Source organism: Streptomyces sp. NPDC051738, from assembly GCF_044453205.1.
In the GTDB taxonomy this organism is placed as follows: domain Bacteria; phylum Actinomycetota; class Actinomycetes; order Streptomycetales; family Streptomycetaceae; genus Streptomyces.
Genome location: NZ_JBITCM010000014.1, coordinates 87,606 through 106,185, shown reverse-complemented (window position 1 = coordinate 106,185; position 18,580 = coordinate 87,606). Strand labels below are relative to the sequence as shown.

The 18,580-nt window shown below is 70.1% G+C and carries 14 protein-coding genes; 7 read left to right on the top strand and 7 right to left on the bottom strand.

The features are described 5' to 3' along the window. The first annotated feature begins 117 nt into the window (after positions 1 to 117). Complete coding sequence (locus ACIA8X_RS29975) at positions 118 to 3,225, top strand: glycoside hydrolase family 2 TIM barrel-domain containing protein (protein WP_399459570.1); 3,108 nt, start codon at positions 118 to 120, stop codon at positions 3,223 to 3,225. Positions 3,226 to 3,481: 256 nt separating this feature from the next. Then, complete coding sequence (locus tag ACIA8X_RS29970; RefSeq protein ID WP_399459569.1) at positions 3,482 to 5,725, top strand: glycoside hydrolase family 9 protein; 2,244 nt, start codon at positions 3,482 to 3,484, stop codon at positions 5,723 to 5,725. A gap of 65 nt (positions 5,726 to 5,790) precedes the next feature. Here ACIA8X_RS29970 and ACIA8X_RS29965 read toward each other — a convergent pair whose 3' ends face one another. Further along, the gene (locus tag ACIA8X_RS29965) at positions 5,791 to 6,570 is read right to left on the bottom strand and encodes an acyl carrier protein (protein WP_393446979.1); all 780 of its coding nucleotides are present in this window, start codon (positions 6,568 to 6,570) and stop codon (positions 5,791 to 5,793) included. 387 nt (positions 6,571 to 6,957) lie between these two features. Between ACIA8X_RS29965 and ACIA8X_RS29960 the strand changes: the two genes are divergently transcribed. The 3 genes from ACIA8X_RS29960 (at position 6,958) to ACIA8X_RS29950 (ending at position 9,723) form a co-directional block, all read left to right on the top strand. After that, complete coding sequence (locus tag ACIA8X_RS29960; RefSeq protein ID WP_383601533.1) at positions 6,958 to 7,203, top strand: hypothetical protein; 246 nt, start codon at positions 6,958 to 6,960, stop codon at positions 7,201 to 7,203. 3 nt (positions 7,204 to 7,206) lie between these two features. Then, on the top strand, positions 7,207 to 7,584 hold the full coding sequence (locus tag ACIA8X_RS29955) for a toxin Doc (protein ID WP_393446977.1): 378 nt from the start codon (positions 7,207 to 7,209) through the stop codon (positions 7,582 to 7,584). A gap of 537 nt (positions 7,585 to 8,121) precedes the next feature. Continuing rightward, on the top strand, positions 8,122 to 9,723 hold the full coding sequence (locus ACIA8X_RS29950) for an RICIN domain-containing protein (protein WP_393446975.1): 1,602 nt from the start codon (positions 8,122 to 8,124) through the stop codon (positions 9,721 to 9,723). A 122-nt stretch (positions 9,724 to 9,845) separates the two neighbouring features. Here ACIA8X_RS29950 and ACIA8X_RS29945 read toward each other — a convergent pair whose 3' ends face one another. The 5 genes from ACIA8X_RS29945 to ACIA8X_RS29925 all read right to left on the bottom strand — a co-directional run bounded on the left by ACIA8X_RS29945 (position 9,846) and on the right by ACIA8X_RS29925 (position 15,161). Then, the gene (locus tag ACIA8X_RS29945; RefSeq protein WP_393446973.1) at positions 9,846 to 10,823 is read right to left on the bottom strand and encodes a 2-hydroxyacid dehydrogenase; all 978 of its coding nucleotides are present in this window, start codon (positions 10,821 to 10,823) and stop codon (positions 9,846 to 9,848) included. Continuing rightward, positions 10,820 to 11,989, bottom strand: a complete 1,170-nt coding sequence (locus tag ACIA8X_RS29940) for a lactate 2-monooxygenase (RefSeq protein ID WP_399459568.1) — start codon at positions 11,987 to 11,989, stop codon at positions 10,820 to 10,822. Before ACIA8X_RS29940 ends, ACIA8X_RS29945 begins: the two co-directional genes overlap by 4 nt. A gap of 87 nt (positions 11,990 to 12,076) precedes the next feature. Next, the gene (locus tag ACIA8X_RS29935; protein WP_399459567.1) at positions 12,077 to 12,769 is read right to left on the bottom strand and encodes an alpha/beta fold hydrolase; all 693 of its coding nucleotides are present in this window, start codon (positions 12,767 to 12,769) and stop codon (positions 12,077 to 12,079) included. Continuing rightward, positions 12,766 to 14,310, bottom strand: coding sequence for a purine-cytosine permease family protein (locus ACIA8X_RS29930; RefSeq protein ID WP_399459639.1), 1,545 nt, complete (start codon positions 14,308 to 14,310; stop codon positions 12,766 to 12,768). Before ACIA8X_RS29930 ends, ACIA8X_RS29935 begins: the two co-directional genes overlap by 4 nt. Positions 14,311 to 14,609: 299 nt before the next feature. Beyond that, on the bottom strand, positions 14,610 to 15,161 hold the full coding sequence (locus ACIA8X_RS29925; protein ID WP_393446967.1) for a hypothetical protein: 552 nt from the start codon (positions 15,159 to 15,161) through the stop codon (positions 14,610 to 14,612). Between the two features lie 337 nt (positions 15,162 to 15,498). Here ACIA8X_RS29925 and ACIA8X_RS29920 point away from each other — a divergent pair, with 337 nt between their 5' ends. Then, positions 15,499 to 15,933: a protease inhibitor gene (locus ACIA8X_RS29920; RefSeq protein ID WP_393446965.1), complete on the top strand. Its 435-nt coding sequence runs from the start codon at positions 15,499 to 15,501 to the stop codon at positions 15,931 to 15,933. A 227-nt stretch (positions 15,934 to 16,160) separates the two neighbouring features. Here the strand turns inward: ACIA8X_RS29920 and ACIA8X_RS29915 are convergent, their stop codons facing one another. After that, positions 16,161 to 16,583 (bottom strand): STAS domain-containing protein, encoded by a 423-nt coding sequence (locus ACIA8X_RS29915; RefSeq protein WP_399459566.1) that lies wholly within the window; start codon positions 16,581 to 16,583, stop codon positions 16,161 to 16,163. A gap of 333 nt (positions 16,584 to 16,916) precedes the next feature. Between ACIA8X_RS29915 and ACIA8X_RS29910 the strand changes: the two genes are divergently transcribed. Then, entirely contained in the window at positions 16,917 to 18,557 is a 1,641-nt protein-coding gene (locus ACIA8X_RS29910; protein WP_399459564.1) for a sigma-70 family RNA polymerase sigma factor, read from the top strand. Positions 18,558 to 18,580 lie beyond the last annotated feature (23 nt).

The window sequence follows — 18,580 nt, the reverse complement described above, 5'->3', positions numbered from 1 at the left end:
CGTGCGTACGGGAACCCTCGTGGCGCACTCTTGACTGCCCCGTATACCACCCCGTCAGAATCTGTTCGTTCACGATCAGTTGTGAGTACTTCTGGGCCCTGATGAGGGAGAGCCGCCATGACAGTCACTCGAAGATCGTTACTGCTCGCCTCCACGGCCGTCCCGGCGGCCGGAGCACTGCTGAACACCTCGACGGCAGGGGCCGCGGAACTCGCCGCAGCCGGCGGTGCCGCGTCCGGCCGCCGCACCGTCCCGCTGCGCGACGGCTGGCGCTTCGCCCTGGTGAACCCGGGCTGGATCACCGACCCGACCGATGCGTACGCCGGTGCCGCCGAGCCCGGCTACGACGACTCGGGCTGGCGCGAGGTCGCGGTGCCGCACGACTGGAGCATCGAGTTCGCCCCGACCACCGAGCACGGCACCACCAGCGGCACCGGCTTCTTCCCCGGCGGCCTCGGCTGGTACCGCCTCGCCTTCACCCTGCCGCCCGCCCTCGCGGGCAAGCGGATATCGGTGGAGTTCGACGGCGTCTACATGGACTCGTACGTCCACTGCAACGGCAAGGAGGTCGGCCGCCACCCCTACGGCTACACCGGCTTCGCCTTCGACCTCACCGACCTGGTGCACACCGACGGCCGCACCGAGAACGTGCTCGCGGTCAAGGTGCAGAACCGCCTCCCCAGCAGCCGCTGGTACTCGGGCAGCGGCATCTACCGCGAGGCCCGCCTGGTCATCACCGAACCGGTGCACGTCGAGCGCTGGGGCACGTACGTCACCACTCCCGAGATCACCGAGGAGCGTGGCGTCGTACGGGTACGGACCTCGGTGGTGAACGCCTCCGCAGGCGGCACGGACGTCGAGATCGTCTCGCGGATCGTCGACCCCCGTGGCCGTACCGTCGCCCGTACGTCCTCCACGGTCCCCGTCACCGACAAGGCGACCGAGACCCACGAACTCACGGTCCCCGAACCGAAGTTGTGGGATTTCGACACCCCTCACCACCGCTACACCCTGAAGACCGAACTCCGCGTCGGCGGAAGCACGACCGACACCCACCGCACGACCTTCGGCTTCCGCACCTTCCGCTTCGACCCGGACGAGGGCTTCCACCTCAACGGCGAGCAAAGCAAGATCAGGGGCGTCGACCTCCACCACGACCTCGGCGCCCTGGGTGCCGCCGTCAGTATCGACGCGATCCGGCGGCAGATGACGATCATGAAGTCGATGGGCGTCAACGCCTTCCGCACCTCCCACAACCCGCCCTCGCCGGAGATGATCCAGGTCTGCGAGGAGATGGGCATCGTGATGCTGGTGGAGGCCTTCGACTGCTGGCGCTCGCCCAAGACGCGCTACGACTACGGCCGCTTCTTCGACGAGTGGGCCGACAAGGACATCACGGAGATGGTGCTGGCGGCCCGCAACTCGCCCGCCGTCCTCACCTGGTCGATCGGCAACGAGGTCTCCGAGTTCACCTCGACCTCCGGACTCGCCATGGCGGACCGGCTCATCGCCGCCATCAAGGCCTGCGACGACACCCGCCCGATCGTGATCGGCTCCCACCGCCACCGCAGCGTCCCCGCCCCCGGCTCACCGGGCGATCTGATCCTGGCCAAGCTCGACGGCCTCGGCCTCAACTACAACACCGCCAAGTCGGTGGACGCCCTGCACGCCCGCTACCCCCACCTGTTCCTCTTCGAGTCCGAGTCCTCCTCCGAGACCTCGACCCGAGGCGCCTACCAGGAGCCCGAGCGCCTCAACACGGGCGAGAACCACACGCCGGGCAAGCGCTCGACCTCTTCCTACGACAACAACCTCGCCTCCTGGACCATGAGCGGGGAGTACGGGCACAAGAAGGACCGGGACCGGAAGTGGTTCGCCGGGCAGTTCCTGTGGTCCGGCATCGACTACATCGGCGAGCCCACGCCGTACGACGTCTTCCCGGTGAAGGCGTCCTTCTTCGGCGCGGTCGACACGGCCGGCTTCCCGAAGGACATGTACTACCTGTTCCAGAGCCAGTGGGTGAGTGAGCCCATGGTCCATCTGCTGCCGATGACCTGGAACCACACGGAGGGCGACACCGTCGAGGTGTGGGCGTACTCCAATGTCGACACCGTCGAACTGTTCCTCAACGGGAAGTCCCTCGGCACAAGGACGTTCGACACCAAGAAGACCGTCGACGGACGGACCTATCTGGAGACCACCGAGCCGACCGGCGACGACAAGACCTTCACCGACGGCCCCTACCCCGGCAGCTACACCAGCCCCAACGGCAGCGTGGGCAAGCTCCACCTCACCTGGAAGGTGCCCTACAGGGCAGGGGAGTTGAAGGCGGTGGCTCGCAGAGGCGGCGAGGCGGTCGCCACCGACGTGCTGCGCACGGCCGGTGCGCCGAAGGCCGTACGACTGACCGCCGACCGCAAGTCCCTGGACGCCGACGGACGTTCGCTGGTCTTCGTGACCGCCGAGGTCGTGGACGCCCGGGGCGTGGTGGTGCCGGACGCCGAGGACCTGATCTCCTTCGACGTGCGGGGCGGCTCACTCGCCGGGCTCGACAACGGCCGCGAGGAAAGCGCCGAGCGCTACCAGGCGAGCACCCGTACGGCCTTACACGGCAAGGCGCTGGCGATCGTACGGTCCGGCACGAAGGCGGGCTCGCTGAAGGTGACCGCACGGGCCGAAGGGCTGCGGGCGGGCAGCGTGACGGTGCGGACGACGCCCGCCCGGTCGGCCGCACTCACCCCGGCGCCGGACTTCGAGCCCGACTATCCGCAGCCGGTCAACTACCCCTACGCGGACGCCAGTTACTCCGGCCGTCCGGACACCCTCCCCGCCGCGATGCTCGACGGCGACCCGGCCACCGCCTGGTCCAACGGCTTCCTCAAGGCGGCGACAGCCCTGCTGCCGACCTTCGACGGAGCCAGGTCCGAGGACTGGGTGAGTGTGGACTTCGGCCGCGCGCGGACGTTCGACCGGGTGGAGGTCTCGTTCACCGTGGACGCCATACACACGCTGCCGGCGTCGGTGGAGGCCGAGGTGTGGGACGGCCGCCGGTATGTGCCGGTGACGGGGCCGGCCGTGGACTGGGCGACTGCCTCGGACGCGCCGACCGTCATCACCTTCGACACGGCACGCAGCTCCCGGCTACGGCTGACTTTGACCAGTGCCCACCCCGGGGAGGCCCGCGGAGCAATACGGATAAGCGAGCTGGAAGTCCCCGCCACCTGACCCACGTCACGGTCCGGACGCCCGGTTCGGCAACGCCCTCAGGGGCGCGGGGCTGTGCTCGATATGCGGCTCCGCCGCGCGGGCGCGACCAGCCACAACGGCGCCGCACCCAAAAGACAACCCATCGCGGCATCCCAGCGAAGCGTTTCGTCCGGACCGTTGACGGAGTGTCATGTCGCCAACAAGCATGGTTGCGTCCGCATCTGGGAGCGCTCCCACGGAGCGTCACCCGCCCCTCCCCCCGAGGAGCCCAGACGTGAAACGACGCAGAACCACCCTGCTGACCCTGACGGCCCTGCTGGCCGCAGGCCTCACCGCACTCCCGGCCGCACCCGCAGGCGCCGAAGAGGTCGAGCAGCTCAAGAACGGCACCTTCGACACCACCACCGAGCCCTGGTGGGCGAGCAGCACGGTCACCGCGGGCCTGTCCGACGGCCGCCTCTGCGCAGACGTGCCCGGCGGCACCACCAACCCCTGGGACGCGGCCGTCGGCCAGAACGACATCGCCCTGGTGAAGGGGGAGTCGTACCGCTTCTCCTTCACCGCGAACGGCTCGCCCGAGGGGCACGTCGTGCGGGCGATCGTCGGCCTGTCGGCGGCGCCGTACGACACCTACTTCGAGGTGACGCCGGAGCTGAGCGGCTCCGGGAACTCGTACGCGTACACCTTCACCTCGCCCGTCGACACCCCGCAGGGCCAGGTCGCCTTCCAACTCGGCGGCAGCGCGGACGCGTGGCGCTTCTGCATGGATGACGCGTCGCTGCTGGGCGGCGTCCCGCCCGAGGTGTACGAGCCCGACACCGGGCCCCGGGTGCGGGTGAACCAGGTCGCCTATCTGCCCGCCGGGCCGAAGAACGCCACGCTGGTCACCGACGCGACCGAGAAGCTGCCCTGGCAGCTGAAGAGCGCCTCCGGGGCCGTGGTCGCCCACGGCTGGACCGTGCCGCGCGGCACCGACGCCTCCTCCGCGCAGAACGTGCACTCCATCGACTTCGGCGGCTACCGGAAGAAGGGCACGGACCTCACGCTCGTGGCCGACGGAGAGGCGAGCCGCCCCTTCGACATCGGTACGGCCGCCTACGAGCGGCTGCGCCTGGACGCCGTGAAGTACTACTACACGCAGCGCAGCGGCATCGCGATCCGCGACGACCTGCGCCCGGGCTATGCCCGTCCCGCCGGACACGTCGACGTCGCACCCAACCGGGGCGACGGCGCGGTGCCCTGCCAACCGGGCGTGTGCGACTACACGCTCGACGTCACCGGCGGCTGGTACGACGCCGGCGACCACGGCAAATACGTCGTCAACGGCGGTATCTCGGTGTGGGAGCTGCTGAGCACGTACGAGCGTGAACGGCTGGCCCGCACCGGGGAGCCGGAGAAGCTGCGCGACGGCACGCTCGCCATCCCGGAGAGCGGCAACAATGTGCCGGACATCCTCGACGAGGTCCGCTGGGAGCTGGAGTTCCTGCTGAAGATGCAGGTGCCCGCGGGGCAGCCACTGGCCGGCATGGCGCACCACAAGATCCACGACGAGCAGTGGACGGGCCTTCCGCTGCTGCCGAGCGACGACCCGCAGAAGCGCGAACTGCATCCCCCGTCCACCGCGGCGACCCTCAACCTGGCGGCGACGGCCGCGCAGGCCGCGCGCCTGTACAAGCCTTACGACAAGGAGTTCGCTGCGAAGGCGCTGGGTGCCGCCCGCAAGGCCTGGTCGGCGGCGCTCGCGCATCCCGACCGGTACGCCTCCGAGAGCGACGGCATCGGCGGCGGTACGTACGCCGACGGCAACGTCACCGACGAGTTCTACTGGGCCGCGGCCGAGCTGTATCTCAGCACGGGCGAGAAGGAGTTCGCGGACCACGTCCTGGGCTCCCCGGTGCACACGGCCGACATCTTCGGCCCCGTGGGCTACGACTGGGCCAGGACCGCGGCCGCGGCCCGCCTGGACCTCGCGACCGTGCCGAGCAGGTTGCCGGGCCGGGAGAAGGTGCGCCAGTCCGTGATCAAGGGTGCCGACGGCTACCTGGCCACCCTGAAGTCACAGCCGTACGGAATGCCGTACGCCCCGCCGGGCAACCTCTACGACTGGGGATCCAACCACCAGATCCTGCACAACGCCGTCGTCATCGCCACCGCGTACGACATCACGGGCGCCGCGAAGTACCGGGACGGCGCGGTGCAGAGCATGGACTACCTGTTCGGTCGCAACGCGCTGAACATCTCGTACGTGACCGGCTACGGCGAGGTCAACTCCCGCAACCAGCACGCCCGTTGGTACGCCCACCAGCTCGACCCGAGTCAGCCCAACCCGCCCGTCGGTACGGTCGCCGGCGGACCGAACTCCAGCATTCAGGACCCCTACGCACAGAGCAAACTTCAGGGCTGCGTCGGCCAGTTCTGCTACATCGACGACATCCAGTCCTGGTCGACGAACGAGCACACCATCAACTGGAACTCCGCCCTGACCCGGATGGCCTCCTTCGTGGCCGGCCAGGGGTAGGCCCGGTCCGGCGAGCCCGCCGTCGCGGAGTGCGGCGGCGGGCTTCCGGCGGTGACGGGCTGCCGCTACGAGGCGGTGTTCTTGATCGGGAGGTCCTTGCTCGCGCCCGCCATGTAGTAGTCCTTGGGGGCCGAGAAGAGCACGAACTCGCGGTCGCCTGCGCGGATCCTGGTGTTGATGGTGAAGTTGCCGTCCGCGTCCGTGGTGGTCTGCGCGTTGTACTCGCTCTCGTAGTACTGCCGCAGGAAGACCCGGGTCCCGGCGATCGGACCGTGGCCCGCGGGCCAGGTGACCTTGCCGGTGACGGTGAGGCGCATGCCGGGGTGCACGATGACGTTGCTGACCCGGTACGTGAGTGAGCTCGCGACGGGTTCGACGTTCACGGTGGTGTCCGCGAACGCCATCTGGCCGTCGGTGGGGTCCGTGTCGTACTTGGCGCGGAACTGCACCTCGTGGCGCGGGGCGAGGTAGGGGCTCGGCCGGTCGTCCCAGCGGTCCGCCGGGACGTCCTCAAGGGTAAACCGTCCCTTGGCGTCCGTGCGGACCGTGCCCAGGCTGCGGGTCTCCCACTCCGTCGGGTCGATCGGGTCGCCCCACGGGTTCCAGGTGTCGAACAGGACGGACTGCTCCAGCTCGACCGGCGTGTTTGCGGAGGGCGTCCCGTCCGGCCGGGTCAGGGTCCCGGTCAGGTCGACCGTGCGCTGGTCGAAGTCGGTGGTGGCGGTGCTGCTGGTGAGGGTCACCGTGTAGTCGCGGTCCGCCGAGTGGGCGGACGGTACGACCACCGCGCCGGCGAGCAGGGTGAGTGCGGCGACCGCGGTCGTCCGGGTGGCTGCTAAGCGCATGTGCACGTGAACTCCGTTGGTGATGAGGTTCGTTGTCGTGCCGGAAACATGTGGTGGTGTGCCGGCATGGGGTGTGACAGTGGGGCATCACCCGGGGTTGTAGGGGCCGCCGGGAAGGGACGGCCCCGGTACATGCCGTACGGCCCTCCGCCGCCTCCTGTTTCCCTACGGTTCATGCGCCACGAGCTCGCCGGGCCACTGGTGAGGGGTCGGCGACAGCCAGGTCTCCTGCTCGAATGTGACCTACGTCTCGGGGTCGCCGTGCGGGCGGTTCTGGTGAGCGGCCTGGCGCTCGACCGAGCGTTCCGCGCCCCCCTCGGTACCGTCGTGCATCACACTTGACCTGCGCGTATTTACGGGTAAGTACCCGAGCGGTACCGTGAAGGCATGCCAGCTCTCAACGTGGAGTTCAGCGACCGCGAGCTAGAGGACCTGCGGCAGATCGCCAAGGAGCGCGGTACGTCGATGAAGGCACTCGTGCGCGAGGCCGCCGCGGCCGACATAGCCCGGCACCGCGCGCTGCAGGAGGGCGCCGAGGCGTTCCGCCGGTTCTTCGCGTCGCACGCGGACGAGTTCGCGGCCGCCTTCCCCGACGACGAACCGTCCGCCAAGGACGCGGGACGGGCTGCCTGACCGATGGCACCCGTCCTCCATATCGACGTGCCCTGGCTGCTCCAGCGTCACGAAGAGGTCCTCCCGGACCAGCCCACGATCAACGACTTCTCCGCGTTGGTCGCCGCCGTCGCCCGTCATCGCGTGGATCCGCCCCGCCTGGGCGTCGACTCCGACCCGGCCTGGCGTGCCGCCGCGCTGCTGCACACCCTCGCTCTGCTCAAGCCGCTCCCCTCGGCCAACGCCCGCTTCGCCTGCGCGTCCGCGGTGGCCTACATGTTCGTCAGCGGCGTCGGTATCGACCCGCCCTACGGCGCCCTCGTCGACCTCGCCCGCGACCTGATCTCCGGCAAGGTCGACCTGTACGGCGCGGCCGACCGGCTGCGCTCCTGGCAGATCTGAGGCCCGCCGGCCGGGCCGACCCGTACAGCCCGCCCTCGGGGCCGCCGACCGAGGGCGGGAGAAGGGGGTCGGCGGCCCGTTGCGCGCAGGAGTGCCTCCCCCAACTCTCGGCTTCGCTCGAGCCGGGGGGACCCCACCCTGCACGGGGCCTTCCGAGGGGCCGGTTCCAGTGGACTACGCGGGCGTGCGCGCCGGGGAGCGTGCGTGGTGCTCTTGCGCGTGCGTGTGTTTCACACGGGGCGCATGGAATGTCGAAAGCTCACGCAGGTGTGGCGAGTTGCCGCCGTATCTGACTTTCTTTCAAAGGTGCGGATGTTGCCCAAGTGCCTTGTTGGCCATGAGTGTGCTGTGCAAGGGTGAACTACCCGTGGGGGGTGGAAAAGGCCGGGCTCATTCGTGCCGTGGGGAACCGGGGCGGATGGACGTTGGTGAATTCGCGCTCCCCGCGCTCACGCCGAAAAGGTACACACCGGACCGCTCCGCCTTTTCGGCCACCGGACCTTCTGAGTCATCTGCGCGTGGGAAGGATTTCGTTCAGTGCCCACCCCCCACCCCCCTCGCCCCCCTTACCCGCCGCCCGGCGGGGTTCCCGAGGAATCCGACGAAGGTCTCGCCGCCCGGCTGCGGGGCCGTCCCGACAACGAGGCCGCTCCGTCCGTCGCGCTGCTCATGGCGCGGCACTGGCAACCGGCCCGCGCATACGCGGTCATCTGTCTCGCCGCTCCGTCAGGCGCCGCCGACATGGTCACCGCCGCCGCCTTCCACCAGGTCCTCGACCGTCTGGCCATGGGCGAACCGGCCGCCGCGCTACGGCCCCGGCTCCTCGTCGCCGTTCGGGACACAGTTCGGCAGTGGTCGGCCGAGGATCAAATAGCCGGCGTTCTGCCGGAGCTGGCGAAACCCGCGGGCGGCCGCGGTATGCGAACGGCGAAGTCGATGACGCCCGAAAATCGGAAGCTCGCCGATCGGTCATTCCAGGCACTTCCGGGACTTGGCCGATGTCTGCTCTGGCATACCGAGGTCGAGGCCGAGCCGCTAAGCATCCCGGCCGGTCTGTTGGGCATGGATACCGTTACCGCCTCGGCCGCCCTCGAACAGGCGCGTGATAAATTCCGCGAAGGTTGTGTACATGCCCATCGGGAACTCGCGCCGACGAAGGATTGCCGGTTCTACAACCGCCTCCTCGACGTCCCGATTCGTCGGGGCGGGGCTCTGCTGCCGGATGTCCAGCAGCATCTGACGGGGTGCCGCTACTGCCGTAACGCTGCCGAACAACTGAGTCATTTCGAGGGCGGGTTGGGCGGGCTCATCGCCGAGGCCGTGCTCGGCTGGGGCGCGCGCCGCTATCTGGAGGCCCGTCCGGGCCGTGCACAGGCCGACGGCACCGGCGCGCGTGGCTCCGCCCGGCACGGCGCCGGACGACGACGCCTTCTGTCGCGTATCCCCATGCAGGTCCGCAGACCCGCCGGCGGACCGCGCTCCTCGCGGACACTGCTCACCGGTGTGGGCCTGGCCTCCGCGGGGCTGATCGCGGCCATGCTCGCCGCCGGCCTGCTCTCGGACGACGACGGGGTCGACCCGGCCGCCTCCGCCACCAGCGGCGGCACCGGAAGCCAGCTGCCGCCGGCGGTGTCCTCCTCACCGCCCGGGACGGCCCAACTTCCCACCGCACCGCTGCAGTCCAGGCTGCGCAACGCCGACGCCGACCTGTGCCTCGACATCCGGGGCGAACCGAAGGCCGGGGCCGGGACCGAACTGGCCGAGTGCTCGGCCGACGACACCCAGCAGTGGTCGTACGAGAAGGACGGCCTGCTGCGCAGCGTGGCGGAACCCGACCTGTGCCTGGACTCGCACGTCGACGCCGGTGTGGTGATCCTCGGCAAGTGCGCCGACGGCGACGCGAAGCGGGGTGACGACGTGCGCTATGACCTCACCGTGCAGGGTGAGTTACTGACCCGCCGGGACGAGCAGTTGGCCCTCGCGCCGACCACGTCCGAGGCGGGTGCCGACATCGTCGTCAAGGTCCGCGACGGGTCCGACGTGCAGCGCTGGCTCACCGATCCGGTGGCGTCGGCCAGCCCCGGCTCCCTGTCGAGCGGGGTGCCGGCGGTGCCTGGCGCTGTCAATGCGGGGACTTGATGTCGGTCGTCTGCGGCGCCGTTGGGGCTGGTCGCGCCCGCGCGGCGGAGCCACATATCGAGCACAGCCCCGCGCCCCTGAAGGGGCGCTGCCGAACTGCCAGAGGATGCGCTCCGACCTGCTCAGTTCACGACATCCTGCGGTGCCCTGCCCGAGAGGAAGCCGGTCACATTCTGGACCGCGGCGAGGGCGATCCGTACCAGGGTCTCGCGGGTGACGCCGGCGGCGTGTGGGGAGAGCACCACGTTCGGGGCGCGGAGCAGGCGTAGGGCCGGGGTGGGGGGTTCGGGGTCGAAGACGTCGATGCCCGCCCCGGCCAGGGCGCCCTTCTCCAGCGCGTCCGCGAGGGCGTTCTGGTCGATCAGGGCGCCTCTCGCGGTGTTGATCACGAACGCCGTCGGCTTGAGCAGCGCCAGCCTTTCGGCGTTCAGCAGGTGGCGGGTCTCGTCGGTGAGCGGCGTGTGCAGGGTGACGTAGTCGGCGGTGCTCAGCAGGTTGTCGAGCGGGGCGTGACGGGCGCCGCCGAACTCGGCCTCCGTCTGCGGTGACAGCCGGCGTCGTCCGGCGTAGACGACGCTCATGTCGAACGCGACCGCGCGGCGGGCGACCTGCCGTCCGATCTCGCCCAGGCCGACGATGCCGAGCGTCTTGCCGCACAGTTCGGTCAGCGAGTTCTGGAGGCGAGGCAGTGCCCAGTCGGCCTCGACGAGCGCAGTGTGGGCCGGGATCAGCTGCTTGGCCAGGGCGAGCATGAGGGCGAAGGTCTGCTCGGCGACGTTCTGTGCCTCGGCGCCGCTGGAGCCGATGTTGCACACCCGCACGCCGCGCTCGCGGGCCGCGTCCACGTCGACGTAGTCGAAGCCGTGGCTCGCGCACTGCACCAGCGCCAACTCCGGTGCGGCGGCGAGGTGTTCGGCGGTCACGGGCGCGAGCGCGGTGATGACGACGTGCGCGGAGCGCAGGGCCGCCGGGTCCTCGTCGGCCGCCTCGACGACGGTGACGTTCGCCTCCTCGGGGAAGAGCGTGGCGAGGCCGGCTCCGATGCCACGGCCGCCCACGTGGGGCGAGATGACGGCGAGGACGTTCTGGGCGGCGGTCATGCGGATTCCTCGATGAGGTCGGCGGGGCCGATCGTGGCGGGGGTGGCGTGCCCGGACAGGGCGAGGGTGAGATCGAGTTCGGCCAGCAGACAGCGGATGACGTGCTCGACGCCCGCCTGTCCGTCCAGGCCGAGCCCGTACGCGTACGGCCGTCCGACGAGGACCGCCTTCGCGCCGAGGGCGAGCGCCTTGAAGATGTCGGCGCCGGTGCGGATACCGCTGTCGAACAGCACGGTCAGCCGGTCGCCGACCGCTTCCACGACCCGGGGCAGGGCGTCGGCCGCCCCGACGGAGCCGGCCACCTGGCGGCCACCGTGGTTGGAGACGACCACCGCGTCCATCCCGGCGTCGGCGGCGGCGCGGGCGTCGGCCGGGTGCAGGATGCCCTTCAGGACGATCGGGCCGTCCCAGTTCTCTCGCAGGAACGCCAGGTCCGGCCAGGTCTTGGCGGGGTCCGAGAACATGCCGACGAAGTGCATGACGGCCGCGTTCGGGTCCTCCAGCACCGGCTTGGCCAGGCCGGCCTGGAAGGCGGGGTCGGAGAAGTAGTTGGCGGTGCCCACGCCGTGCAGGAACGGCAGGTAGGCCTGGTCGAGATCGCGTGGCCGCCAGGCCAGCATCGGTGTGTCCAGGGTGACGACGAGGGCGGTGAACCCGGCCGCCTTCGCCCGGGTCAGGAAACTGCGGGCCACCTCCGGGTCCTTCGGCCAGTACAGCTGGAACCAGCGCTCGGCGTCGCCCATCGCCTCCGCGACCTGTTCCATGGGGGTGCTGGACGCCGACGACAGGGTGAAGGGCACGCCCTGCGCGGCGGCGGCCCGCGCGGCCGCGCACTCGGCATCCGGGTGCATGATCGACATCACCCCGACCGGTGCCAGCGCCAGCGGAGCGGGCAGGGAGCGGCCCAGCACGTCGACGGACAGATCCCGTTCGTGCACGTCCCGCAGCATGCGCGGCACGATCCGGTGCCGCCCGAGGGCGGCCCGGTTGGCGCGGGCGGTGCTGCCGTCGCCCGCGCTGCCCGCCACATAGCCGACCGGACCGGGGCCGAGCCGTTGCTCGGTCAGCTCCTCCAGCCGGGTCAGATCGGTGGGCAGCCGGGGTACGGCACCCGACATCCCGTTCAGGTAGATCTCGTACTGGAAGTCCGCCCAGTGCTTGCCCATGCGTACGCCCCGCCTCTCGTCACTGAGAACGCGCTGTACGCCGACCATACCGACCGGTAGGCGGGGGAGTGGATCAGGGGGATCGGATCAGGGGGCCGTCACCGACTCGTGCAGGATCTGGGCCAGTTCGCGCGGCTGGGAGAACATCGGCCAGTGGCCTGTGTCCATGTTCACCAGGTTCCAGCGGTCGCCCTTGAGCAGCTCGGCCGCGGCACCCCACGGTTCGTCGCCGTCGAGGAGGCACTTGATGTACGTCCCCGGAAGCTTGCCGAGGTCGCCCGTGAGGACGGCCGGTTCCGTCGCCGTGGGGCCCGGGTGCGGGGTGGAGCCGTTCACGAACAGTGCGATCTGCTCGTCCGTCAGGCCCTGCCCCGCGCAGTCCTCGGCGGTCAGCGGCGGCCAGAAGCCGGTCGCGGCGATCGCCTCCCGCACCTCGTCGCTCGGCCAGCCGGAGAGGGACGACTCTCCGTCGACCGGGACTATGGCGTCGACGAACACCACACGCGTCAGCCGGTCGCCCATCCGCTCGGCCGCCTGCCCGACCGGCACGCCGGCGTAGCTGTGCCCGACGAGGACGACGTCCCGCAGGTCGAGGCGCTCGACCTCCGTCACGATGTCCTGGACGTGGGTCTGCTGCCCTGCCGGAACACCTTGCTTCTCGGCGAGGCCGGACAGCGTCAGGGGATGGACGTCATGCCCGGCCGCGCGCAGCTCGGCCGTCACCTCGTCCCACGCCCACGCCCCGAGCCACGCCCCTGCCACCAGTACGAAGTTGGTCATGCCCGCAAGCTAGCGGACGGGTCTGACAACGGCTCCTCGTCGCCCTTCGCGCCGGGCCCGGTGATCGGCGGTACGGGCACCTCGACCGTCCGGGCGAGCCGCGCCCCCTCGGGCCCGTAGACCGCCCTCGGCTCGGGGAACACCCGCAGCAGCGCCAGGAACAGCACGGCCGCGACGACCAGCGACAACGGCAGGCTGATGTCCACGCCGCCCGCGAGATCGCCCAGTGGGCCGACGAACTGGCCCGGGATGTTGGTGAACAGCACGCCGATCAGCGCCGCCACCCACCAGGCGGTCATGCCCCGCCAGTTCCAGCCGTGCGCGAACCAGTAACGGCCGCCGCGCTGACGGCGGTTGAAGACCTGCAGGGCCTCGGGGTCGTACCAGCCGCGCCGGGTCCAGTAGCCCAGCATCATCACGACCATCCACGGCGTGGTGCAGGTGATGATCATGGTGGCGAAGGTCGAGATCGACTGCACGAGGTTGAGGCCGAACCGCCCGACGAAGATGAACGCGATCGACAGGCCGCCGACCAGCAGTGTCGCCTGCACGCGCGACAGCCGCGGGAACACCGACGAGAAGTCGAGCCCGGTCCCGTACAGCGCGGTCGTGCCCGTCGCCATGCCGCCGATCAGTGCCAGCAGACACACCGGCAGGAAGTACCAGCCCGGCGAGATCGCCAGCAGCCCGCCGACGAAGTCGGGCGCCGCCGGGTCGACGTACTCCGGAACCTTCGTGGCGATGATGCTCGCCGTCCCCAGGCCGAAGACGAACGGCAGCAGGGTCGAGATCTGCGACAGGAACGCGGCGCCGATCACCTTGCGGCGCGGGGTGCTCGCCGGGATGTAGCGCGACCAGTCGCCGAGGAACGCCCCGAACGAGACCGGGTTGGAGAGCACGATCAGGGCGGCGCCGATGAACGACGGCCAGAACAGCGACTGGGTCGCCGCGTCCGCGGAGTCCGTGAAGACGCCCGCGTACGACGGGTCGAAGTCACCGGCGAAGGCGATCACGCCGATCAGGAAGAGCACGCTCGCCGAGGGCACGGCGATCTTGTTGACGAACAGCATGAAGCGGAAGCCGTACGCACAGACCGCGAGGACCAGTCCCGCGAACAGGGCGTACGCGATGACGTACGACAGGTTGCCGCGCGTCAGTCCGAAGAGCCGGTGCGCGCCGCCGACCAGGGCGTCGCCCGAGCTCCACACCGAGATCGAGAAGAACGCGACGGCCGTCAGCAGGGAGAGGAAGGAGCCGACCACACGGCCGTGCACGCCCAGGTGCGCGGAGGAGGAGACGGCGTTGTTGGTGCCGTTGACCGGGCCGAACACCGCCATCGGGCAGAGGATCAGCGCGCCCACGACGACCCCGAGCAGCGTGGCCGCGAGGCCCTGCCAGAAGGAGAGGCCGAACAGGATCGGGAAGGCGCCCAGGACACAGGTGGAGAAGGTGTTGGCGCCGCCGAAGGCGAGGCGGAACAGATCGAGCGGCGTCGCGGTGCGCTCGGCGTCGGGGATGCGGTCGACGCCGTGGGTCTCCACCTCGGTCAAGGAGGGGGCGGGGGCGGGAACGGGGGAGAGGGGTGCGGCCTGAGAGGCCTTCGAGGGCTGCGGGGCCTGAGGCGACTGCGGGGACTGCGAGGACAAGGGGGCTCCAGCGGGGACGGGGCGGTGGAGCGCGTTGTGGCGCGGCGGGGGCGACGGTCGGTGCCTGCCGCTGGGGTGTGCGGGCAGCGCGGATGCCGTCCTCTCGGGGATCTGCAGACGGTACGGCGGGGCGCGAGATCCGCACCAGAGGACGGTTCATCCATCTTCGGTGCGCTGAGTGGACGAAACCTCCATCAGTCGCTGTCCGTGGACGCGTCCTCCGGCTCCGCGTCCGGTCCCTGTGCCCGCACCCGCTGGACGTTCTCCAGGGAATCGCGCAGTTCGGCGAGCCAGTCGTCCGTGTGCCGCTGGACCAGCCGTACACACCAGGCGAGGGCGTCGCTGCGGCTGCGGGCGACCCCGCCGGCGATCAGGGTGTCGAGGACCTGGCGCTCGGGCTGCCGCAACCGGGTCATCACCGGCGCGGCGATGTGCGTGAACAGGGCGCGCTCACCGTCGCACTCCACGCCCCAGGACACCTTCCGGCGGAACCGGTGCTCCGCCTCGCGGGCCACCCCGATCCGGGTCTCCCGGGTGCGCTCCCGGAACTCCTGGATCCGGCCCTCCACGGCCGCCTCCCGCTCGGCGGCCGAGACGTCCTCGGCCAGGTGGGGAGCGGGGATGCGGCCGATCACGGTGATCTCCTCGCGGTCGACCGTGACCTCGGTCAGTTCCTCGAAGAGGTCGTCCGGCAGACGGCCGGCGAACCAGCCGCGCAGCTTCTGTCGTTGTTCGCTGGTAATCATGTAATGACGATTACTCCGACGCTTCATGAACACAAGGGGCGGGCGGCGAGTCAGCCGAGAGCTCAACCGGAGGGCCCAATCGGAATGTTTCAGGCCTATTAATCAGCGTGCGAAAACCGGCCACTCGGCGACTTGGAACGATCAAGAGCCGCCAAGTTTCGGCGTTGGAACGTTCGAAGTCCGTTACTTCACGCCACTGATTCAATACGCAAGGTTACTGAAACCCGTGGTGTCGATGTGAGTTTCGGCGGCGGACTCGGCAGACTCCCGCTCGTCACTCCGGCACCGATCGCGCCGGAGCCGGCACACCCTCAACTCGAGCGGAAGGATGCACACAATGCGGAACACCGCGCGCTGGGCAGCGACCCTCGGCCTCACGGCCACCGCCATCTGCGGACCCCTCACCGGATCCGCCCTGGCAGCCCAGGACGCCACCCCCGCCTCGCTCTACGCCCCCTCGGCCCTGGTGCTCACCCTGGCCAACGGCGACAGCGCCACCATGACCACGCCGGTGCGCGCGGTCACCTTGAGCTGCGCCCCGACGGCCTCCGGCACGCACCCGGATGCCATGTCGGCCTGTGTCGAACTGCGGGGCGTGGGCGGGGACTTCGATGCGCTGAGAGCCAGGGACGGCGTGCTGTGTACCAAGCAGTACGACCCGGTGATCGTCACGGTCGACGGCGTCTGGCAGGGTAAGCGCGTCTCCTATGAGCGCACCTTCGCCAACGAGTGCGTGAAGGGCTCCTTCGGGACCAGCCTCTTCGCGTTCTAAGGGACCGGGATCGCATGGCCCCGTGCAGTTCGGCAGAGGCGCGCGGATGGGGAGTACGCGTCCTGCCGTGAGGCCCCCGCGATCTCGCACCGGGGGTCGGCTGGGCGGAGTGGGGCCGCCCGGCCGACACCTCGGATCACCAAGAAGAATCGCCGTCTTCCGTATCTTCCGGCGGCTTCCATCAGCTTCCATCAGCTTCCGTCATCTTCCGTCATCTTCCATCGTGATTACGGAGAATGACCGTCTTCCCCGGGGATGCCCGATAACGGCGCGAACCGGTCCAGCAGTCCGGCGCCGCGCAGCAGTCGCCGTATCCGCGGCGCGTCGGAGACGATCCGGAGGCGACCGCCTCGGTCCCTGACCCGCGTTTCGGCCCGGCACAGCACACGCAGCCCCGAGCAGTCGAAGAAGTCCACCCGCCGCAGGTCGACGAGCACGTCCGGATCCGGTCGTGCCGTCGCCGCGTCCAGGTGCTCGGCGAGGAACACCGCGGTCGCCAGATCGATCTCACCCAGGACTTCGACCACGATGTATGGACCGCATCTACGGGTGCGGGCATGGGTGTTCGCCGGGGGTGTCACGCGGTGCAGAAAGTCCGCGGCCTTGTCCTCGGTCGGATAGGGGGCGCGGTCGTCGGCGTCCGGCGTCATGTCCGCTCCACCTCGGCAGGGGGGCTTTAGATCCGGGTAGTTACCCGGGGGTGAGGGTGAGCATCCCTGCGGCGCACTGCGCAAGATCTGGTTCACTCGACCTGGTGAATTCAGTCCAAAGTGATTGACTTTTCATCCCTTTTGTCACCGACCGGCCTCTCCGGACGGTCGACGGCCGGGTCCCGCCAATGTGACGTCCCCCATTGCGCCGCCCCGCCGACCCCGTGAGTCTCTCGTGGAACAAGCGTCCGAAGAACCGTTATCCGCGGCTCGTCGATCGATCTCCCATGTATCGGACAGCTTCGTTCGGCGTCGAGGACAGGGAAGTTTTTGATGAGTACAGAGCGCACGACGGAACTGGCGGCACTGGTCACCGCGGCCAGGAGTGGCGACCCGGAGGCTCAGGACGCCCTGGTCGGTGCGTACCTCCCGCTGGTCTACAACATCGTGGGGAGGGCTCTGAACGGCTCCGTCGACGTCGATGACGTCGTGCAGGACACCATGCTCCGTGCCCTCGACGCGCTCGGAGGGCTGCGCACTCCCGAGAGCTTCCGCTCCTGGCTCGTGGCGATCGCGATGAACCAGGTCCGCTCCCACTGGCAGGACCGCCAGTCCGCCCCTGGCCCCGTGGGCGAGGCCTTGGATCTCGCGGATCCGGGCGCCGACTTCGTGGACCTGACCATGGTGCAGCTCCAGCTGTCCGGCCAGCGCCAGGAGACCGCACGCGCGACACGCTGGCTGGAGCCCGACGACCGAGGGCTGCTGTCCCTGTGGTGGCTGGAGTGTGCGGGCGAGCTGACCCGGGCCGAGGTCGCGGCCGCCCTGGAGCTGTCGCCGCAGCACGCAGCGGTACGGGTGCAGCGGATGAAGGCGCAGTTGGAGGCGGCCCGGGTGGTGGTGCGAGCCCTCGACTCGCGGCCCCGCTGCCAGGAACTGCAAGGTCTGCTGGCCTCCTGGGACGGCCGGCCCTCGGCGCTGTGGCGCAAGCGAATAGCCCGGCATGCCCGGGGTTGCGTGCAATGCTCCGGTCTGTGGAGCGGATTGATGCCCGCCGAAGGCCTCCTGGCCGGTCTCGCGCTCGTCGTCGCGGCGCCCGCGCTCCTGGAGAGGGTGCTGTCCGCCTCCGGCGGGATGGCCGCGGTCGGCTCGGCCTCCCGGCTGAACGAGTCAGGGAGGCACTCCGGATCGGGCCGCAATGCGGGGCACCGTGGCGCGGGCGGCCGGGTGGCTTCCCGCAGCGAGGCTCGTCGGCGTCGACGCATCCGGCGCCGTGCCGTCGGAGGTGTCGTGGTGGCGGCCTGCGTGGCGGGCGGCGGCCTCTGGTACTTCGACAAGGCCCCCGGCTCCGGGACCGAGGAGCCGACCGCCGCGCGGACCGTCGCCGGCGCCCCCGAGGCGGACCTCTCGGAACTGAGTCCCGTCGAGACGTCCCCGTCGCCGTCCAAGTCTCCGTCGCCCTCCGCCTCACCGTCGAAGAAGGCGACCCCCTCCAAGTCCCCCAAACCCACCAAGAAGGCCACGCCCACTCCCCGGCCGACCCCCAAGCCGACGCGCACCCCGTCCAGTACGCCGCAGTCGCAGCCGGTCGCCACGGACACCGTCGGCCAGGTGGTCGCCCTGGTGAACAAGGAGCGGTCGGCCGCCGGGTGCGGTCCGCTCGCCGAGGACTCCCTGCTGAACAAGGCCGCGCTGGGCCACTCCGAGGACATGGCCGCCCGCGGCTTCTTCGACCACACCAACCCGGACGGGGAGGACCCCGGGCAGCGCATCACCGCCGCGGGCTACCGCTGGTCCACATACGGGGAGAACATCGCCATGGGTCAGCAGACACCGGAGGCGGTGATGGAGTCCTGGATGAACAGCCCCGGCCACCGCGCCAACATCCTCAACTGCTCGTTCAAGGACATCGGCGTGGGCATCCACAAGGGCTCGGGCGGCCCCTGGTGGACGCAAGCCTTCGGCGCCAAGCTGTGAGGCGGACCGACCGTCGCCGGGGG

Coding starts and splice junctions, on each gene's coding strand:
- ACIA8X_RS29910 (WP_399459564.1), top strand. CDS start 16,917: ATGAGTACAGAGCGCACGACGGAACTGGCGGCACTGGTCACCGCGGCC.
- ACIA8X_RS29955 (WP_393446977.1), top strand. CDS start 7,207: ATGGCACCCGTCCTCCATATCGACGTGCCCTGGCTGCTCCAGCGTCAC.
- ACIA8X_RS29935 (WP_399459567.1), bottom strand. CDS start 12,769: ATGACCAACTTCGTACTGGTGGCAGGGGCGTGGCTCGGGGCGTGGGCG.
- ACIA8X_RS29960 (WP_383601533.1), top strand. CDS start 6,958: ATGCCAGCTCTCAACGTGGAGTTCAGCGACCGCGAGCTAGAGGACCTG.
- ACIA8X_RS29965 (WP_393446979.1), bottom strand. CDS start 6,570: ATGCGCTTAGCAGCCACCCGGACGACCGCGGTCGCCGCACTCACCCTG.
- ACIA8X_RS29920 (WP_393446965.1), top strand. CDS start 15,499: ATGCGGAACACCGCGCGCTGGGCAGCGACCCTCGGCCTCACGGCCACC.
- ACIA8X_RS29945 (WP_393446973.1), bottom strand. CDS start 10,823: ATGACCGCCGCCCAGAACGTCCTCGCCGTCATCTCGCCCCACGTGGGC.
- ACIA8X_RS29915 (WP_399459566.1), bottom strand. CDS start 16,583: ATGACGCCGGACGCCGACGACCGCGCCCCCTATCCGACCGAGGACAAG.
- ACIA8X_RS29940 (WP_399459568.1), bottom strand. CDS start 11,989: ATGGGCAAGCACTGGGCGGACTTCCAGTACGAGATCTACCTGAACGGG.
- ACIA8X_RS29925 (WP_393446967.1), bottom strand. CDS start 15,161: ATGATTACCAGCGAACAACGACAGAAGCTGCGCGGCTGGTTCGCCGGC.
- ACIA8X_RS29975 (WP_399459570.1), top strand. CDS start 118: ATGACAGTCACTCGAAGATCGTTACTGCTCGCCTCCACGGCCGTCCCG.